Here is a 19644-nt window from a genome sequence, read left to right on the forward strand (position 1 = left end):
TGGAACGACGTTATTTTTCGGAACAATTTTTTTAGACAGCAGTTTTTATAAATAATAATGAAAAAGACACTTGAGGTTGATTTAGAATTAGAGTATTTAAATTTACCGAGTAGATTTGAAGTTTTAGAACGGGAAGTTTCTGAAAAAGGACTGAATATTGTGCAAATAGTACACGAGGTAGCGGAAGCTAAAAGTCAGATACAGAATTTGTTGCAAAGACTACATTTTAAAAAAATTGGTATTTTTAAAGTTTTCTATGGTATTTCGGGAGCAGGCAAAACGACATTTATCAAAACTTTATCTAGCTTTTTTGAAAAAATAGAGATTATACCGATTGAAAAGGATTTGGATTTGAGTGAAATACCTAAATATATCCAAAAGGAAAAATCTGAAAAATTAAATAATATTGTGATCATTGAAGATCGAGATAACCCCAATGAAACAGAAGTCGATCTAAAAGATTTTTTTGAGGAATTAAGGAGATTATTTAGACAACCGAATGGAAACTTTTTAATTATTTGGCCAATAACTGACTTAGAGATGGCAGAATTTATTTCAAAACTCGCGTGGAAAACTGGTAGAGATAGTGTGACGCCGCAAGAAACTCCTTTTCATTTTAAAGGAATAGATAAATCTCATTTTTTTGAAATTGCGGATGTTACTTCAAAAAATATAAATGGTACAAATTTAGAAGGCTTTGGAATTACAAAATCTAATACCGAAGTAATTCTTCGTAATTCAGAAACTATTGGTCAGTACTTTTCCAAGCTTGAAAATTTATCAATAGAGCTTTCCACAAATAATGAACAATTTTTAAAAAACAGAAAGGTCCCCAAAGTTTGGATTCTATTACCTGGAGACGACACAATTGAAGTTGATAGAACCGTAAAATCTTTAACACAAGGAATAAAAAATAAAATTGATATAGATCGCTTTATTGCCACGTTAGATGATACATCGAACAAGTCCGCATATTTAAATGATTGGCGAAAGAGAAGAGATATAGCTGCATATTTAATGAGATTATTGGATGTAAGAATTATTCCTATTTTTCCTAATTTATCTCTTAGTTGTATAAGAGCTTTTGGTGATGAAATACTAAAAACTGATTTAGTTAAAAAAGACGAAAAGGAAGAACGGGCAATTGAAATTTTTAAAAAGAGTGTTTTATACAAATTGTTGTTTGAAGAATCGTCATCAATTCCATCGTCCCCAAAAAAAACTGAGGACAGTCAAGTTTATGAATATTTAAGAATTCAAAAGCATGCAGAAAAGGAAGACAAATTGCTTAATAAAGCTTTGGGAGATGCATTAATTGATACTTTGGATCATGATAGCATTAAAGCAATTGTTTATATTGAAAAACAAACTCTGGAAGGTTTTAGCCTTAAACCTGACATTCAAATTCATAAAGATGATAAATCTGTAATTTGTTTGGAACCAACATGGAGAACTTCAGGCAGAGGAATTAATGGTGAAATCTCAGAAAGACAAAATTCATTAAGCACAGGGCAAATCCAACAATATGTTTTAAACAAAGTAATGGAATACGTTAAAGAATTAGGATACTAATAGCCTCATATTCCATCAAAACTCATTTTTTATCACTATTCAATGTGTGACATTTCCATCAGTCTACTTCTGCTGACATGTATTATAGTGCCCTCATTTTGACGGTATACTAATCGCACTATTGCAAGCAGTAAACAAATATGCCATACATTTAATCGATCATCATTACAAACTATCTCGAGATATTCCAAGCCGTCTTTTGATAAGTTAATTTTCATCTTCAAACAGTTATTGTTGGATATAATGTCGATGTTGACCCCTGCGCTGGACATATTGACCCCTCTATCAAGGCTTTCTTCAGTCCAACTGATGACCTGACAATATTACTTCTTTTTTCTTAGACTTTCACCTTTAAGTTCGATTCTGTAAGATCCATGGATCAGTCTATCGAGTATTGCGTCTGCAATTGTATCTTCACCGATTACATCATACCAACTGGCCACAGGTAGCTGACTGGCAATTATTGTCGAGGCTTTAGCGTGTCTATCTTCAATTATTTCCATCAGATCCAGCCTTTGCTGCTGGTCCAGATTTACCAGGCCGAAGTCATCGACAATAAGCAGGTCTGTTTTTGATATCCTGTCCATCAGCTTGTGCAGTGTACCTTCCAGGCGGGCCATTTTAGTCTTTAGAAGTAGTTTTTGCAGGTTAAAGTACAGGACTTTATATCCTTGGGCACAGGCTTGATGGCCCAATGCCGAAGAGAGGAAGCTCTTCCCACAGCCCGTAGCACCGCTGATGAGTATCGGATCTCCTTTTTTGATGTACTCGCCGGTAGCCAGCGTAGTGATCAGTCCTTTGTCCAAACCTCTGGTAGCGACCATGTTTATCTCCTCTATCGAAGCCTGATAGCGGAACCCGGCATTCTGTTTAAGGCGCTCAAACCTTTTTTCATCCCGTTCATCTGATTCTGCCTGTAGCAATAGGGACAGTCCTTCGGAAAGGGTGAGCTCTGTACTGCGGCGGGTTTCATTCAACGCTTTCCAGTTACGCTCCATACCGTGTAAGCGTAAGGCTCTCATCTGTGTTTCAATATTCATCTTATTTTATTATTTGTTTATTTAACTCTGTTCATTCTTACCCATCACTGTATTGCGGCTCCATCGTTTGACTGATCAAACAGTGTCGGCTGGCTGCCTGCATAATACGCTCTTCCCCTGATATTGGCATGCTCCGGCAGGGAGCTTTTTACGGAAGTTTCTTCCTGATTGTTTGCTGTTCCATTTTCAAGTACATTCCTAAAGTAGTAGTAGGTATATAGTTTATTTTTTAGTACGTAACGACATGCTTTGTCAAACTCTTCTGCCGGGAAGTCCCGTTTTAGCCTGAACAGTCCGTCACAGGTACGGAATAACTGTTCGGGATAACGTGCCCGTTCAAACAGAGCCTCCAGAAGTTTGGCGAACTCCGCAGAGTGTGCTTTTGCCCTTGTCAGGTACGTTTCATGCGAGCGTTTCCTATACGCCTGATGTTCGGATTTTAAATGTGTCGCCAGAGTGGTGTACGCATTTTCCCTGTAACTGCGTATGTGCGAGGCAATCTGTTTGCCCCGACAATAGATCGAGAGCATACTGCGTGTGTAAATGATCTTTACCTTTGCTCCGATATAAGCGAAGGGTACGCTGTAATAGTGTTTATTGCGCTGCAGATAGATATGTCCGTTATCCCCAACTTTGAGTTCAGCGTAGCTCTTCAGCTCGAAGGGTTCTTTGGGAAGTTCGCCCAATGCTGATTTTTCGGAACTTAAGAACCGCTCTTCCCGGCAGTATGGCTTTTGCTGCATCCGGGTCTGGTTGTGCTTTAACATACAGGCCTTTATAGCTTCATTGAGCGTATGAATATCAAAGAACTGTCTGTTTCTCAGTGGTGCAAAAACACGGGTATAGATCATTTTTACCTGATTTTCTACCAATGATTTGTCTTTTGGGCGGCCTGCATGCGCCGGAACCACAGCTGTGCCGTAGTGATTGGCAAAGTCTTCCATGGACTGGTTCAGGACCGGCTCATATTTATCGGCCTTGATGACCGCTGCTTTGAGATTGTCGGGGACAATGGCCTTGGGCACACCGCCAAGGGACTCCAGGCAGCTGCTCAGTGCATAAAAAAAGTCGGGGGTCTGCTGAGATGGTACAGCGATGGCAAATCCATAGTCTGAAAAGGGCAGGCAGGCCACAAATACCTCACAGGCGACCAGCTCCCCGGTGGACCTGTCAATATAATGGAGCTTTTTTCCGGAAAAGTCAATATATAGTTTATCACCGGCGGTATGTTCAATCACCAGGCTGCCCTTACGCGAGATAAGCTGTTGCCTTAAATGATAGTTAAACTGTGGATAGCTATAACCCGTGGGGTCACTTTCTATATATTCCTGCCAGAGCAGCAGTTTGGTAACTCCGGTACGTTTAAGTTCTTTTTCATAATAGTCAAGACGGCTTTTTAGGTACTCAAACTTGTCCGCCTTATAAGCAGGATTCCCCGCGTGAAACGACTTTTCCAACAGGGGATCCTCCTGTTTAAGAAGTTCTTCCGTATTGAAACCGCCGTCGGCCATCTTTTTGAGATAGGACTTCACCGTATTCTTGCTCATACCAAGGATGCGGGCGATTGTTTTTATTCCGCTACCGCCCTGGTACAATCTGATTAATTGCTTTATCTGACTCATTCGTTTTGGTTTTCCAGCCATCAGTGATCCGAATTGTTTGATCACTAAGTAACAAAAACTACTTGCTAAGGGGTCAGCATGCTCCAGCGCAATGAACTGAAAAATGAATTAGGGGGTCAACATCAGCCAGTATGGCAGTTGAATAACAGCTTTAAACGCACTACGCATCCCTAATTCTAATTCAATTTTGAGGGGTCAGCTTGCTCAAGTATATCCAATTGTAAATCTTCCCTGTTGTAATAATATGAACCCAGAACTTTTTTGAATCTAATTTTCTTGGTAACTGTAAGGTTCTCTAAAGTAGAAGGAGATATGTCCATCAACTTTCGAATAGCTTTACTTCTGATCTATAAAAAGTCATCTTTGCTATGGTCAAAAGTAGTCTCCAACGTTTTTTAATATCAGCGATCATTCTTATTCTGAATAATTCAAGATCTGCTTTTGTTAAAATTTCCATAGAATGTTTTTTGACAAACTCAAAAGCATCTTTAAGGCTAAATAATGATGGGAGCTTTTCGTAAAAATTCTTACATTTTCCTTAAAAATCCTATGATTTTATTGTGAATTGATCATTCCAAAAAAAGTTAAACCACGGATTTTAGATGGAAGTACACCAGATTTAGTGACCAATAACCCGAGCTATTTTACAACTGGATTGTATTAACTATCAAACTTAATAATTTTTTTCTTTCTCAAAGACTTACCAAGTGGCGAGATTCTATGTGTGGAAACTTTCAATCTGTCCATTATCGCATCCGCAAGTGTCGGCTCATCAATAAAATTGTAAAAATTGTAACATGCTTCAATTGGTAGCTGAGAAGTTATGACAACAGAGCTATTTTCATATCGGTCTTCCAATATATATAGCAGTGGGAGCCGAGTCTCGGCGTCTATTGTTTTTAACCCGAAGTCATCCAATATGAGTAACTTTTGTTTTGTGACACTCTTTATCCATTTTAGATAAGTACCATCTAGCCTGCTTTGTATAACAGTATCGATAAAGTGGTTCATACTGAAGTATCGGCTACCTACTTGACAGAAACAATCATTGGAACAACACATCCGTATTAGTTAAAAATGAAACATGGACTTTATGAGCGATAGCTTTGCCAGTGATGGATTATGTACTCCAAAGACATATAGCTATTTAGACTTATAGATATTTACTTCATTACCGTCAACTATTTCGGTACCTGCGACAGATATCCGTTCACTATTCCTAGCCATTGAGCTAGATATATATGAGCTAGAATAATTCCATCCTAAAGATTCAAAAAACTTTTTGATTTTATCGACTATCATACCTGTTGAACAAAATTCTTTGTTATTCAATAGGTAATAAGTTATTGCATATGTAATGCTTGGACGTTTTTCCAATAGACTAAAATAAGCTACATTATTTTTATGAATCTGCTTAAGGTTATTACGAGAGCCTATTTCAATCACAATATCTGGTTCATTCAGCTCGATTAGCGATTTATTGAAAAAGGCGCTGGCTTTATTAATCGCATCAATATTAAAGAAAGATTGCCCCTTTCTTATTCTAGATAAGGTTCTAGTTGATTTCTCAATAAGATGTGCAAAATCGCTATCTTCAATACCATTATTGTCTATTAGCTTCAGGATATTTTCAGTAATTACCTTTCTATTTATACCGGTCATAGGTCAAATATGGGACACTGTCGAATTACAAAAAGTGACATTTAATTCTTTTTTTGTGATTTGTTTATTATCTTTGTATAGAAAGAGAGCAGATGCTTTCGGAAAGAATTTAGGTATTTTAAGCAAAGAGTCTTGCGGCTACATTTTCTGACGCCGTAACGCAAGGCAGTAGTTCTGAATACCCATGTCTATTCTTATATAAAAGCTTTTAGTATATTTGCTTGATAAGATAGATATGGGGCTACTGTTAGTCTGTGTTACGTTAGGCGTCAGAAACTTAATTTGTAGCCACAGCATGTAGCCCTATATTTATCAAGCTACCTCCTGATACAAGACTCGTTTAACCAATAACGAGTTATGATTATTAAAAACAAACATTCAAAAAATCCCAATCCGCCTTAATTCCATTAAGGCTAGAGGTCTGTATGACCATCCGAAAAAGTGTCATTGTAAATATATCATCTGCTTTGTAACCAATTAGAGACTACTATATCGGAACATTTTTACGAGTTATTCTAATAACCTGATCCATCGCTTCCGCGAGGAAAGGGGAAGATTATGACCATTTTTAAAACCTTAAAATGAACAATTTTATAAGGACCGGGAGAAGTATAGCCTGTTCAAAGCAGGCTGCCCAGCATGTAAATTTAGCAAATACACAAACTAATTGTATTACAAATAAAGCATATAGCTTAAGAGAACTATTAATTCTAAAGACTCTTTTAGTAATTGCTACCGTATTTCATATGTTTAGTTTATCAGCTCAGACGCCCCGCAAGGACAGCGGGGCGGAAGGGTTGTTATCTGTAAGTGGTACTGTTGTATCCATCATCGATGGAAAACCCATCCAAGGGGTTTCCATTCGAGTAGATGGTGAAAAGGGTAGGGCTTCTTCCCATAACGATGGCTCCTTTTCGCTACAAGTCTCAAATCCTAAAGGCACTGTTTCATTCTCCCACATGGGATTCACGCGATTAGAACTGCCTTATATAGCTGGGGTATCATTGCAGGTAAAATTGATACCAATAGAGAACCAATTGGAAGAGGTGGAGGTCGTTTCTACAGGCTACCAAACGATTCCCAAAGAGAGGGCAACGGGGAGTTTTGAAGTAATCGGAAAACAACAGCTCAATATCAGCAAAAGTACCAACATTATAAATCGGCTGGAAGGCTTGTCGCCCGCACTCCGTTTTGAGAAAAGAGTGGAGGGACTGTCTCCCTTGCAGCAGTTATCTGTCCGTACCACTTCTACCTACTATGGGTATTATAACCCTTTGGTTATATTGGATAACTTTCCTTACGAGGGTGATATCGCAAATATAAATCCCAACGATATTGAATCGGTAACCATCCTTAAAGATGCTGCGGCGGCATCCATCTGGGGAACGCGAGCAGGAAATGGAGTGATCGTTTTGACTTCAAAAAGAGGGACTAAGGATGGAAAACTAAAACTGTCAGTCCAGGTAGCAAACCAGTTGGGAGAAAAGCCGGATATCTATAAAAAACCTTACATGTCCAGTTCATCTTTTATGGAGATGGAAGAGCTGTTATTTAAAAACAATTTTTTCGACTGGCAGATCACTTCTTTGGATCGGAGCATTACGCCAATGGTTGTGTTAATGGACAAGCTGCGCAAAGGCGAGATAGATCAAATAGCCTATGATCGTCAGAAAGCTGAATGGAGTAGACAGGATGTGCGAACAGATTACTTAAAGTACATCTATAGAAACAGCTATAACCAGCAATATGCAACCAATATAACGGGGGGCGGTGCTAACTATGATTTTCAGGCGAGTGTGGGATACGATAAAAACCGTAATAACATTCAAAATGGAGGTCTGGAAAGGGTTACTGCCCGGTTGGTGACAAACATCCGTCCGGTCAAACAGTTGGAGATCGGCATGCAGCTGATGTATGGAAACTCTGCCATGAAAGGGATGGGTACTGATTCGCAGCTTTCTTTTGGCTCCCTGTATTCTGGCGCAGGACGTAGTTTTTATCCTTATCTCAGGTTGGTCGACGATGACGGAAAGGCTATTGATCTGGAGACGGTTACGATCCGTAAATCTTACATCGATACGCTTGCGGGTGGAAGGCTTATGCCAGCCCACTATAATATCTTCAACGAAATTGCCAGCAGTGAAAATAAAAATAGTACCGAAGATGTCACGCTCAATTTAAGTGCGAACTGGAAATTGACACCTTCCATCAGCGCAAATGTAGCCTATCAATTTCAGAAGTCAGCAAATAAAATGACCAACTGGCAGGGGATCGATTCTTATTTTACACAGCATTACATCAATATGTTTACGCAATGGACGCCAACCACGATAACACGAAATGTACCAATCGGTGATATTTTTTACCAAAACAATGGTATCATAAATTCACATTACCTCAGGGGAAATCTGGCTTGGGATCAATCATTCGATCGGGATCGACATAAAATCAATGCCATCGCTGGAGCTGAAATGAAGGATTTGAACAATCGGATGGATGGGCACAACCTCTATGGTTATGATCGCAATACATTGAGTTATGCACGTGTGAATTACCTAACCAATTTCCCTTTGCTGAATGGGATCATGGGATCAGGACAGATCATTGATGGTGTCAAATTTGACGAGCTGAATCAACGGTTCACGTCTTTCTTTGGTAATGCGACCTATACCTTTCTGGATCGGTATTCTTTGAGTGGGAGTATACGTAGGGATGCGTCTAATCTATTTGGTGTGTCAACCAACAACAGATGGCAACCGCTTTGGTCTGCTGGCTTAGCATGGGATATAACAAAGGAATCTTTTTATCATTTCGAAGCGCTGTCTAGAGTGAAAATCCGGGGAACCTATGGCTATAATGGCAACGCCAATAATTCTTACTCAGCCAACCCGATTATGGAATATAGCGGTACGCATAGTATTACCTCGTACCCTTATGCCTACATGATCAATCCTTCCAATCCGGATTATAGGTCTGAAAAGGTCGGTGTTTTTAATCTCGGGCTTGATTTTGCGGCCCTCGGTAATCGTATTTCGGGAACAGTAGACTTTTATAAGAAAGATGGCAGGGATATCGTTGCTAGGGGGATGGTCGATCCAACAACAGGGTTTGATTCACAGATCTTGAATGTCGCCCATTTTGCCGGCCGCGGCATTGAAGCTAATCTGCAGACCGTAAATATCAAAGGAGGCAAATTTTCCTGGAATTCCAATCTGATACTCAATTATCAGCGAAATATTACTAAAAAATACAATTATAGACCCGCGCGGGCAGATTCATACCTTGATGCAGCTACCTCACCAAACCCGGTGGAAGGCCGCGATCTATACGGACTGTATGCCTACCCGTTTGCAGGACTGGATCCACAGACTGGTGAGCCCTTAGGTTGGATGAATGGCGAGAAGAGTAAGGAGTATACAAAATTTGCTTCTTCACCCGTAGAGACGCTTAAATTTATGGGATCAACGATTCCGCTATATTCGGGTTTTGTACGTAACACCTTCAACTACGGCCATTGGTCTTTAAGTACAAATATTCAATACAAGTTAAAGTTCGTATTTAGAAGACCGACAATAAATTATTCGGCTTTAGCAAATTACTGGACAATGAATGAGGATTTTGACCATCGCTGGCGGCAGCTAGGGGACGAACTGAAAACCAATGTGCCTGCTTTTATATATCCGTTAAATAACGCACGTGACAATTTTTATACCTTCTCTGACGCGGTTGTTGAACGGGGAGATGCCATCCGCATAAAGGACATTAATCTGAATTATAATTTTAATGGCTTGGGCAAAGGGAAAATTCGGGGTCAGGTATTTTTCAATATGGATAATATGAACTTGATCATCTGGAAGAAGACAGGGTATAATGTGGATTCTGATTATTACCGCTCCATACCAATCCCACGTACGTACACGCTGGGCGCAACACTGAACTTATAAATCGAATTGTTATTTAACACGAATTGAGAATGAAAAGATATCCTATTTTATTTATCATAGCCCTACTGTTTACCTTGGCTGGCTGTGATAAATTTTTAGACAAAAAAGCTGATCTAAAAATGGCTATTCCAGAATCGATTGAAGATGGAGAGGCCTTAATGGACAATTATAGCATGTTAAATCAAGGCTATCCTTATATCGGTGAATTGTGTAGCGACAATTTTCAAATGAGCTATGCAGACTGGTCTGCGATCACGATTGATGAGGATAGGGACCTGTTTGTATGGAATATAGAGGCTGCTCCACCAGCCACGCAATGGTCTGCGCCTTATCGGGTGGTTTATAATGCCAATCAAGTACTTGCAATGATTGATAAATTGCCCAGCAATGATCGCTCGCAACAACTGAAAGGTAAAGCCTTATTTTTTAGGGCTTATGCCCATCTAGCGTTGGGTGAACTATTTGTGGATGTGCCGAGAGCGGATAAAAGCAATGCAGCTAAAATGGCTATTCCTTACCGTAAAACGCCAAATATTGAGGAGCATAGTCCCAGAGTGACCATTGGGGAATTCTTTGAGCAGTTGCTAGCCGATTTACTGTCGGCTACCGAGCTACTGAAAGATAACAATGATAAGGCTTCTAGACCCTCTTACACAGCCAGTTTAGCTTTATTGGCAACAGTATATCTTTATCTCCAAGATTATGAGCAGGCTGCCTATTATGCAGATAAATGTCTGCAACGAAATGCTTCTTTATTGGACTTCAATGTGCTGAACCAGTCGAGCAATACGCCAATTTCGAGATTTAATACGGAGGTGTTATTTCAAGCTATATCAAGTGGGAGTGCGACTTATACCCGCACACGTTGGAAAGTGTCTGCAGCATTAATGGAAACTTATCAGGCTAACGATCTGCGCAGGACAGTGTTTTTTATTAATAATAACGACGGTACCTATTCCTTCAAAGGAAATTACGACGGTGTTTTGAATCAGGCTCCATTCAGTGGCTTGGCTGTAGACGAGATATATCTTATCAGGGCTGAATCAAATGCTCGGCTAGGCAAGATTGCCTTGGCACTTAAGGATATCAACGATCTGCTACGGTCGCGGTGGAAATCCGGTACGTATACAGATCGTGTAGATACTGATCAGGTTACACTATTGAATTTTATCTTACAGGAAAGGAGAAAAGAACTGATTATGCGCCAGCGGCGCTGGCCAGATCTAAAAAGATTGAACCTCAAGGCTGAAACGGAAGTGACTTTAAAAAGATCGTGGCCAGAAAAGCTGGCAGAATTACATCCGAATGCTCCTCAATATACTTTTTTGATACCATTTGCTGTCCTCAACAATTCTATGCTTACTCAAACTGAACGATAAAATGAAAACATTGATTAAAAATATGTGTGTTATAGCTTTGTTATTGCATACAATACATCCTGCTTATTGTAGCATCTCTCAGGCAGATACATTGACTACTGGAATGAAAATGCCCAATGTGGATATGGGTACTCTTGAAGATGGTGTCCCGTTAGGAAAGTTTTCACAACAGGCTGCGCGTCTTGTCATTCTTGACTTTATGAATTCGTCTTGTTCGAGTTGTATAGCCGCGCTGCCTAGGCTGTCTCAGGTTGCCAAGAAATTTGGAAAAGATATTCAGATTTATCCTGTAACCTATGAGGATCGCGGCCGGATAGCTAAAATGAGAAAGTTAAATGATATTATAGCTGCCACAGATTTGAAATTTATTGTTGAAGATAAGAATCTAAAAACGCTTTTTCCGCATCAGACCGTTTCACACGTGGTATGGATTCTCGATGGTCTAGTGAAAGGAATTACTCATGTGGAATACCTGGATGAAAAGATGGTAAATACCATGCTTAAAGATGGTAAACTTGATGTGCCTCAGAAAAATGATTTTAAAACCTTTGATTATTCGAAATCACTGAAGGATCTTCGTTACCCCCTAAGATCGTACGCTGCTCTGACTGGTTATATTCCAGATGCTGATACCAAATTTGGTACGGATATTTCGTCTGATTCAAGCAGTATACGGGAGTATATGATCAATGCGCCGATACTTTCGGCCTATATGCATGCTTATGGAAAAACTACGCGATTGCCATATATGAAAGCTGATCGGATCATAATAGAATCAACCCATCCGGAAAAATATTGTTATGCCTCCGATCGGGATGGCTACGAAAAAGATTGGTTATTAAAAAATGCGATCTCGTACGAATTTGAATTTACAGAGCGAGAATCAAAGGATAAGCGAATGCGAAGTATTATTCAAGATCTCGACAATAGGTTAGATGTAAAGACATCGATAGAAAAAAGAATGATTGATTGTTGGGTTATTATTGATGGTAAGGACAAAAATAAAAATATGCAGGATGTCGGCCAGTCCAAAAGAGATTTTGTATTTATGGCAGACCTCAATAGTGCATATCCTGTTATTTTGGATGAAAGTACATTGGATAACAAAATTCCGGCGAGATCTCATCAGTCTTTTGATGAACTAAGATCGTTACTGCTTGACGCAGGTTATGATCTTGTCAAGGCAAAGAGAGCAACGGAGGTTTTTGTATTGGTAGATTAAACAAATTAGGGTGCATATTTTTATGCACCCTATAATTAAAATGGCATGTCTACGACTTTAATGTCACATGCGATGTATTCGTCCTGGTATTTAAAGCTTCGAGCATTTCGTTTCTCAAATCTTCTGTAATATCTGGTTTTCCCCCAACATTAGGAGCGTCGATAGTACAGATTTGATTATTGCCCGAACAACCAGGTGATCCTGCTGAATAACTGTCTGGATTACCAGGGTTACTTGGATCATTTAATTGAAATAAAGCCATGTTGCAAAATTTTAATTTGTCAAATCTTGTTTATTAATCAGCTACATCCAGGATGTATCCGGTTTCACAGATTCTGCCGGGCTGACCGAAACGCCGCGTGAGGCCAGCCCTTTTCACGTAAATGCTGTATCGTACCGCCACACGGGAATGTGGTAAACCTGCGGCCGTGCCTGTCACGTACAGGACCAGCACAGCAGCAGGTCACTGAAAGCAAAAGTTTCATCTTCGCCAAGCCAGAATATTTTCGCTGCACCAGTTGCGAAGGCCATTGCCGACGTGGGGCGCTCATATCCGCGGCGAGTGGTTGTTCATTTAGCGAATTTACCCTGACTCGTTGTGTACGCTTTATACGCTCTTGCTTGATCATACTTCTTTGTTTATAAATTCACCCAGTCCTATGGGTATATGGTTCATAATTCAAAGATATGACCGACGCTGCGCCTAATTTGACATAAAGCGCATCAGGATTTGACAAAATCCGTGAATCTAAACCTACCCCCGCTTTTTGGAATTAAAGGTAAGCTGTTGGTAGGCAGTCGGAGATAACCCGGTCTCATTTTTAAAAAATCGAGTAAAACTAGAAATCTGACCAAAGCCACAAAAGTCCGAAACGAGCTTTACAGGCATTTTTCGATCCAGCAGATGCTTTGCCTTGTCGGCCAATACCTGGTTGCGAAAATGCAATAGCGTCTCGCCATAGCGCTGCATATGGTATCTGTTGAGTTGATCTTTTGCAACGTGCAGTTTAGCAGCAATATGTCCAATCAAAATCCGTTCTTCCGTTTCTGCGATCTGCTTGCTGATCAACGCTCGGGCCTGTAGAGCCAAATAGTCATGATGGCTCAGGAGACCCTGAGCTTTGAGTAGCTTATTTTTGCTCAGAAGGAGCAGATCCTGAATTTTGTGAAGGATAATACTTTTGGGTATCAACGGCTTCTTGCTGAGTTCCCTCGTGAGCTCGGCAAATAACTGTCGGGTCTGCTCCATAGCGGCAAAGTCCAGGCTGACTCGGTACTGTGCGAGTCTGCCTTTATGCGCTGCGATCACGCTGGAGAGATACTCAAAGCCGGGAACGCCGCCGATATGAAGCAGATTCAAAGGTAGTGTAAACCCTTGAATGTGATATGTTCCGGGTTCAAATTTTACTGTAATTTCAGTTTCGGGGACATAGAGAAACGCACCATGCCGCGGGCGGAAAATAAAGGTGTCTTTGACCTGTGGCTGGCTGTAATGGATCGGCGCACGCCCTGCGAGATGGTAGAGCAGATGGGTCTGCGGACTGCATATCTCAAAACGGATTGTTGTTGGGCTATGCACTTCAAACTGATAGCAATAGCTCTCCAAATTGCCGGTCTGCAGATACTCCTCAAACAGACAAATTTGTGGATGGCATAGCAGTCTGGTCCGGCTACCGGGCAACCGCTGTTGAAAGGATTTTGTGAGCGTACTCTTGCTCACAAAATCCATTGCTTCTTCTATCAACCTGAATGATGGGGTCCGCATAGCGCTGGTATTTTTGGGGAATAGGCCACGTCTGTTTCGGAGAAACGTGGATTAGCTGCCTGCGGAATTCCGATAAACAATGCGGATAGAAAAATAACCTGTCGGCAACAATCTGTTCGCAACAGGTAGGTCACTGGATGAATTGTATCGTGAAAGGATGATGTCCTTTGGTGTGTCTTTTTCTTCATCGACCGAGCTGCTGTTCTTTTGGAAGTCAACGGCTAGGCTGTTGTTCCAGCTGTCGGCAATCCCGATGCTAAGTTCGGTTTTGAGTGCAAGCGACATGGTATTCAGATATTGGATCTGGCTGGGGCGTAGCTCAAAATAGGCATGCATAAAGCCGACAAAATCGCTCATGACGGAGTTGATGATAGGAAGACGCTCGGCATAAGGAAGGGTCAATACTTTTAGCTGCAGGTCGTTTACACCTGCTTGGTCAAATGTTCTTTTCATATTTTTGCTGTTACGTAAAACCACAAATAAATCAGCTAAAACCATAGAAAACAAATTCTTTGGTTGGATATGACAGGATTCGGTATATTTTGACGGAATGTTTCTCTGGTAAATTAGTGTTATTTTAAAGAAATTTTGTAAGTTTGAGGTAAGTGTTTTTTTTAACCAATTACCATACGAATTTGTATTCCTTATGCGATCGGAGAATTTAAATAAAAGTAGAAGATTATTTCCGTATTTATTAAAAACTGTTATTGCCCGGTGGAGCCAAATAGGCTATTATCCACTTCATTTTTTCTTTTGCATTATCCTTGCTTTGATCATCAATGTGGGTTCTGCCGGCAGCGAGATGCTCGGCCGTATCCAGAGCAAGCGTTTTATGGCGGTATGGATCGGCACGGTCTTGCTGTTGCTGGTCTACGCTATGCTGATCAGCTACATACATGCAGCCTTGGTGGTTAGGCAGCGGTTCAGTACGAATACCAAGCTGAATTTTATAATCTATCTGCTCTGCGCATCCGGTGTTGTCCTGGCTATCCACGGCGTCGTACTGGAAGTATTGTTACCGCACAGGCCGGGATTGATCTTGCTTTCGCGATGGTATCTGACCACTGATTTTTGGTTTTTCTTTCCCATAATGACCGCCTATATACTGTTGGTAAATCGCTTTCCTAAATGGGTATTGCTCGATTGGCAATCCTTTGTTCAGACCGCGATCCAGATACCTTCTGGGGCCAGGCCGCAGCTCGATCAAGATCCCGCGCCACTTTTAGTAGCAGGTGGATCCGAAACTGATGAAAATAGTGATTCTCTTGAACATGTGACCGAGCAGCTGGTTAAGAGCCCAAGGCAGCTACCCGGGCAAAATGTCCACACCACAGCAATCGATCTCCCAGCTGTGACAAAATCAGAATCCCAGGCTACACTGTTCAGTTTGTGGCAGCGCGATCGGGATCGGCTAGCACTGATGGTCTACTTTTTGCGTAAATGGGAGGATAAAGAACCGACAGACGGAACCACGATAAAATGCCTGCACGCGGTGATCATCTATAAACAACAACGTACGGCAGATGTCTATCTGCATGACGGAAAGTTGTGTCGGATAGAGGTGACCACTAAAGCACTGCGTGATAATCCATGGTTGGTTAAAATACGGGCGAGAGTGTATGTCAATATGCTCTATTTTCGCGTGCCCGTAAATCGGCCCACCATGTTGGAACTTACCGCTGAGATCAAGGAGAAACTACATCGATTGTTGCCGGAGGATAAGCTCAAAATAATGGTCACGCCCTCGCGTGAGCTGCGCAACAACATCAATAATTTTTGGGGAATAATAGATACGCTAGATGAAAGCAAATTGGAAGAGGAATTTAATCTGGCTTAAAACAGAAGTATTGTCTAACGCTGTGGTGATGGAGCCGCTGCACAGTGCCAATTGTGCAAAGTGACTCGTTTCGGCGACCAGCATGTTTAATTGCATGGTTATGTTAAATTTAATGAATCGCATATGTGACCTTTTGGAGGTCATAACCTGCTTACTAAAAGCGATATTGACGCATATAACAGAAGAAATGAATAAAGTATCTACAGAAACAGCGGAGATACCTTCCGAACTGGATCATATGCTTGATATCGCTGATGTGCTCGACAAATTGGGTATCTCTGAATCGAAGTATTACCGGCTGGTCCGCGAGGGAAAGCTTAGGCCGAGGAAGCTGGGCAAGCGGCACTATTATTACTTGTCAGATTTACATCAGCAACTGGAAGAAAGTAGGCGCAAGGGGCGGATTTAGCAAGTTGTAAAAAAAGGAGCCTTTTGGCTCTTTTTTTATTTTCTGGGAGCAAGCGAATGGAAGTTCCCTCACGTCGCTACGCTTCGGCAGCGGTTCGACGACGCTATGGCTATCCTTCGACTTTGCCTCGACACAGCTAGGGGACAGCCTCGACGCTCCTTCGGGTGGGCTTCGACAACGCTTCGAGTCGGCTTCGACTCCCAGTCGAACAGCACCCGAACAATACCCGAACAGCAGCCGAAGCGGTGTCGAAGCTGTCTGCAATCTTTTCCGAAGATGTCCCGAATACAATCCCTTAACGACTCAAAGGACTGCCGAGGGGCTGCCTATCTCTTAAAGTTGACAGGCAATGACAGCATGGCCACCCGTGTACTATCAATCCCTGCATTTATCCTTCTACTGAAAAAAGTCATGCTAATTTAGCTCTTGCTAGCAAAACAAAGACTGCTCATGACAGTCGTAATTATTTATTATTTAAACATGTATAATCATGGCAAGATTTTTAAAAGGTATACACGGAGCTTACTCTGGGAAAGTAGGAAGTGTAATAGGAAGCAGTTGGCGAGGTGTGGATTATGTCCGCTCACTCTCCAAGATTACAAGCAAAAAAGCGAGTGAAGGACAGATCGCACAGCGGGCAAGATTTGCAACCGCGGTAGCTTTTCTTTCGCCGATCAAGGATCTACTCAACCTGGGCTATTCGGACAAATTGCAGAGTAAAGCAACAGGCTACAACAAGGCGTTACAATATCTCCTGAATTATGGTGGCGTCACAGGTACTTACCCTGCATTCGAAATAGATTATGCAAAGATCGTTATTTCCAAGGGCTCATTGGCAACGTTGATGGGTGCGGAATGGTCAGAAGCTTTTCCGCAGGAGATCATGTTGACATGGGAGCCGCAGTTCAACAAACTTAACGCGTTCGCCGGCGATTCTGTTATTCTGCTCATGTACAACAGCAGCAAGAATTTCTTTAGTATCCTGGAGTCTGCGACTCGGGAAGAAGCAAGTATGAGTTTCAAGCTACCTACCAGCTACTCCGGTGACACGCTGGAAGGCTGGGTATTTACCGGTCATCAGGATGGTATCAAGACCTCTCCGAGTGTTTATCTGGGTAAACTATCCATTAGCTAATATGGCTGTTAAACACACCCTGCTGCTCCTACGAAAGTATGGAGCACGGGGAACCAATGGGACCATCAGCTATCAAGGCGAAGAGATATGCCATACGATCGAGCTGCCTGATAGAAATAATATACCACGGATTAGCTGTATTCCAATTGGTCGATATAAGTTGGAGAAACGGCGCTACCCCAAACATGGCGAGCAGATTGGCATCCCGATGGTGCTCGGCCGCGAAGCAATACTGATCCATGCGGCCAACAATGCGCTCCGGGAATTGCAGGGCTGCATTGCGCCGGTAACGACGTTAACAGGCGAAGGTACAGGGGATTATAGCGGCAAGGCCTTGGCAAAGCTCAAAGCGCTGGTGTATAGCCTGTGGGATATGGGGGATGAAGTGTATTTGAGTATTCGTTAAACATGAAGGGCTGGAATAATCAATTGCTTTCTTTTGTGTCATCTTTTTAGTTCTCTGGCTATATGAATCAAACTCGTTACACTCGGACAGTGATTCATATCCACGCCAGATTCCGTCAAAGCTTGACAGTCAGAAGGCTATATTTTTTATTCATTGCCCTTCATATTTATCAAAGGTGAGTTGATGGTGGCGCTACTGAAAATGCAAAAAGTATGAAAAAAATCTTTAACAAAATAGGACAGGTGCTGCAGCTGGTGCTGGCGGCTCCTGTTAAACTACCGGGAAAGGTAGGCAACGTATTGAAATACCTGGCCTTGGGGTTGGGGATCGTGGAAACGGTATTGGATGAAGATAAACCCCAACCGGAGGTAAGTGACGGAAAATTGCCATCGGAAGCTGATTTGAATGTGGCAAACGATACGGCCAAAACTACGGCTGAAAGGAGCGCGGATGATGAAAGTGAATAATATCCGTATCTCGGCCATAGGCGGTACCCTCTGTTCCATCTGGGCCAGCATTTCCCTGGGGGATGTGTTGCAAACAGCCCTGACAGCGGCACTGGGTACTTTGGTCAGTTTTGCCACGAGTAGGCTACTGGGCAGATGGCGCAACAAGCAGAAAAGGTGAGTGGTAATTAAGGCGCACGGTATTGTGCGCCTTTGTCGTAAGACGAAGGTCCAAAACAAAAAGAAAACACCATAATACAAGTACTATGGTGTTACATGAATATGTGGTTTGATTAGTTTTTCGCTAAGACCATCTCGGGTTCTTCTTTTCCGCCATGACAGGTTTTACAGGATATTGCTTTGGCTGGAGAATCGTCCCAACTGCGGTTAAAATACTTTTTGTTGATCTTTTGGGTCATCTTGATCATCGCCCGCCCAATATCCTTTTTGTGGTTCTCATCACTGGCAAAATCCAATTTCTTAGGATCTTCTTTTGATGGTGCATGACAGAAACCACACTTTACGCCCAAGGCAACGTTAAATTCCTTCATGGTGGAAATCAATTCGTCATGGGAAATATTTTTTGGGAGAACTTTTAGATTGGTTGGTTTTGGCTCTTCCTTTGGTTTGTCCTGTTGGAAACTAAATGCACTCAACGCAAGCGCAATAGCCAACACGGATGCAATCGCACCTAATTTATTGAATTGTTTCATTTCTCTCTTCCTTTATGCTTGACTAAATATAGGGAGAAAGCAATAATTTTCAAATAGAAAATGAAATTAATATGACAATTTAGATTGATTATTAGTTACGGACTGCATTTTCAACAACCCAACTTTGGCTATTTGCCTGATAATTGATCGTTAATCGTTTTCCTTCAATTCTGACATTCTTTAATCCAGTCGTGTCAGCGGATACCCAAGTAGTATCGTTTTCTTGATTCAATCGAAGGGAAGTGATATTAGGGATACCTGTGAAGAACTCGACTTTATAGGTATCGCCGCTTTCTTTTAAAACACGAATAAGCCGATTATCCCGATCTACTTCCAACGAATTATCCTGGTATTGGATACGCCCAATAAAACTGCCAGCTGCTGCTGCACCGGCGCTATTGCCATCTTCATTTTTTGCACATGAAGCTACTAATATAATGATTATACAGACCGAGACGAAAGCGTTGAAAAACTTCATGGGTGTAATTTTTG

19 protein-coding genes are annotated in these 19644 nt (G+C 41.5%); 10 read left to right on the top strand and 9 right to left on the bottom strand.

Features of this window, described 5'->3' with window-relative positions:
* Positions 1 to 57 precede the first annotated feature (57 nt).
* A complete protein-coding gene (locus B2W36_RS02610; protein ID WP_293886379.1) occupies positions 58 to 1572 on the top strand; it encodes a hypothetical protein in 1515 nt (504 codons plus the stop codon).
* Between the two features lie 323 nt (positions 1573 to 1895).
* On the opposite strand, the gene istB is transcribed toward B2W36_RS02610, so the two are convergent.
* The 4 genes from istB to B2W36_RS02630 form a co-directional block, all read right to left on the bottom strand.
* Positions 1896 to 2612, bottom strand: a complete 717-nt coding sequence (gene istB, locus B2W36_RS02615) for an IS21-like element helper ATPase IstB (protein WP_209582190.1) — start codon at positions 2610 to 2612, stop codon at positions 1896 to 1898.
* Between the two features lie 44 nt (positions 2613 to 2656).
* Complete coding sequence (istA, locus tag B2W36_RS02620) at positions 2657 to 4234, bottom strand: IS21 family transposase (protein WP_293886380.1); 1578 nt, start codon at positions 4232 to 4234, stop codon at positions 2657 to 2659.
* A 660-nt stretch (positions 4235 to 4894) separates the two neighbouring features.
* The gene (locus tag B2W36_RS02625; protein ID WP_293886381.1) at positions 4895 to 5245 is read right to left on the bottom strand and encodes an ATP-binding protein; all 351 of its coding nucleotides are present in this window, start codon (positions 5243 to 5245) and stop codon (positions 4895 to 4897) included.
* Between the two features lie 132 nt (positions 5246 to 5377).
* A complete protein-coding gene (locus B2W36_RS02630; protein WP_293886382.1) occupies positions 5378 to 5896 on the bottom strand; it encodes a hypothetical protein in 519 nt (172 codons plus the stop codon).
* A gap of 746 nt (positions 5897 to 6642) precedes the next feature.
* Here B2W36_RS02630 and B2W36_RS02635 point away from each other — a divergent pair.
* From B2W36_RS02635 to B2W36_RS02645, 3 genes are read left to right on the top strand one after another with little or no spacing between them, the layout of a single operon-like run.
* Positions 6643 to 9840 (top strand): SusC/RagA family TonB-linked outer membrane protein, encoded by a 3198-nt coding sequence (locus tag B2W36_RS02635; RefSeq protein ID WP_293886383.1) that lies wholly within the window; start codon positions 6643 to 6645, stop codon positions 9838 to 9840.
* Between the two features lie 29 nt (positions 9841 to 9869).
* A complete protein-coding gene (locus B2W36_RS02640; RefSeq protein WP_293886384.1) occupies positions 9870 to 11219 on the top strand; it encodes a RagB/SusD family nutrient uptake outer membrane protein in 1350 nt (449 codons plus the stop codon).
* Between the two features lies 1 nt (position 11220).
* On the top strand, positions 11221 to 12441 hold the full coding sequence (locus B2W36_RS02645) for a TlpA family protein disulfide reductase (RefSeq protein WP_293886385.1): 1221 nt from the start codon (positions 11221 to 11223) through the stop codon (positions 12439 to 12441).
* Positions 12442 to 12490: 49 nt separating this feature from the next.
* Here B2W36_RS02645 and B2W36_RS02650 read toward each other — a convergent pair whose 3' ends face one another.
* The 3 genes from B2W36_RS02650 to B2W36_RS02660 all read right to left on the bottom strand — a co-directional run bounded on the left by B2W36_RS02650 (position 12491) and on the right by B2W36_RS02660 (position 14659).
* On the bottom strand, positions 12491 to 12703 hold the full coding sequence (locus B2W36_RS02650; protein ID WP_209580628.1) for a hypothetical protein: 213 nt from the start codon (positions 12701 to 12703) through the stop codon (positions 12491 to 12493).
* 492 nt (positions 12704 to 13195) lie between these two features.
* A complete protein-coding gene (locus tag B2W36_RS02655; RefSeq protein WP_293886386.1) occupies positions 13196 to 14206 on the bottom strand; it encodes an AraC family transcriptional regulator in 1011 nt (336 codons plus the stop codon).
* A 51-nt stretch (positions 14207 to 14257) separates the two neighbouring features.
* Entirely contained in the window at positions 14258 to 14659 is a 402-nt protein-coding gene (locus tag B2W36_RS02660; RefSeq protein WP_293886387.1) for a hypothetical protein, read from the bottom strand.
* Between the two features lie 193 nt (positions 14660 to 14852).
* On the opposite strand from B2W36_RS02660, the gene B2W36_RS02665 reads away from it, so the two are divergent.
* The 6 genes from B2W36_RS02665 (at position 14853) to B2W36_RS02690 (ending at position 18620) form a co-directional block, all read left to right on the top strand.
* Positions 14853 to 16043, top strand: a complete 1191-nt coding sequence (locus B2W36_RS02665; protein ID WP_293886388.1) for a hypothetical protein — start codon at positions 14853 to 14855, stop codon at positions 16041 to 16043.
* A 187-nt stretch (positions 16044 to 16230) separates the two neighbouring features.
* On the top strand, positions 16231 to 16452 hold the full coding sequence (locus B2W36_RS02670) for a helix-turn-helix transcriptional regulator (protein ID WP_293886389.1): 222 nt from the start codon (positions 16231 to 16233) through the stop codon (positions 16450 to 16452).
* Positions 16453 to 16942: 490 nt separating this feature from the next.
* Complete coding sequence (locus B2W36_RS02675; RefSeq protein ID WP_293886390.1) at positions 16943 to 17587, top strand: DUF6266 family protein; 645 nt, start codon at positions 16943 to 16945, stop codon at positions 17585 to 17587.
* On the top strand, positions 17556 to 17993 hold the full coding sequence (locus B2W36_RS02680; RefSeq protein WP_293886391.1) for a DUF5675 family protein: 438 nt from the start codon (positions 17556 to 17558) through the stop codon (positions 17991 to 17993). The genes B2W36_RS02675 and B2W36_RS02680 overlap by 32 nt, the downstream gene beginning before the upstream one ends.
* A 212-nt stretch (positions 17994 to 18205) precedes the next feature.
* A complete protein-coding gene (locus B2W36_RS02685) occupies positions 18206 to 18460 on the top strand; it encodes a hypothetical protein (protein WP_293886392.1) in 255 nt (84 codons plus the stop codon).
* A complete protein-coding gene (locus tag B2W36_RS02690) occupies positions 18444 to 18620 on the top strand; it encodes a hypothetical protein (RefSeq protein ID WP_293886393.1) in 177 nt (58 codons plus the stop codon). Before B2W36_RS02685 ends, B2W36_RS02690 begins: the two co-directional genes overlap by 17 nt.
* A gap of 112 nt (positions 18621 to 18732) precedes the next feature.
* Here B2W36_RS02690 and B2W36_RS02695 read toward each other — a convergent pair whose 3' ends face one another.
* Together B2W36_RS02695 and B2W36_RS02700 are read right to left on the bottom strand one after the other, a co-directional pair.
* The gene (locus tag B2W36_RS02695; RefSeq protein ID WP_293886394.1) at positions 18733 to 19152 is read right to left on the bottom strand and encodes a c-type cytochrome; all 420 of its coding nucleotides are present in this window, start codon (positions 19150 to 19152) and stop codon (positions 18733 to 18735) included.
* Positions 19153 to 19243: 91 nt separating this feature from the next.
* On the bottom strand, positions 19244 to 19630 hold the full coding sequence (locus B2W36_RS02700) for a hypothetical protein (RefSeq protein ID WP_293886395.1): 387 nt from the start codon (positions 19628 to 19630) through the stop codon (positions 19244 to 19246).
* Positions 19631 to 19644 lie beyond the last annotated feature (14 nt).

This window comes from Sphingobacterium sp. UBA3549 (assembly GCF_002376635.1).
GTDB lineage: Bacteria > Bacteroidota > Bacteroidia > Sphingobacteriales > Sphingobacteriaceae > Sphingobacterium.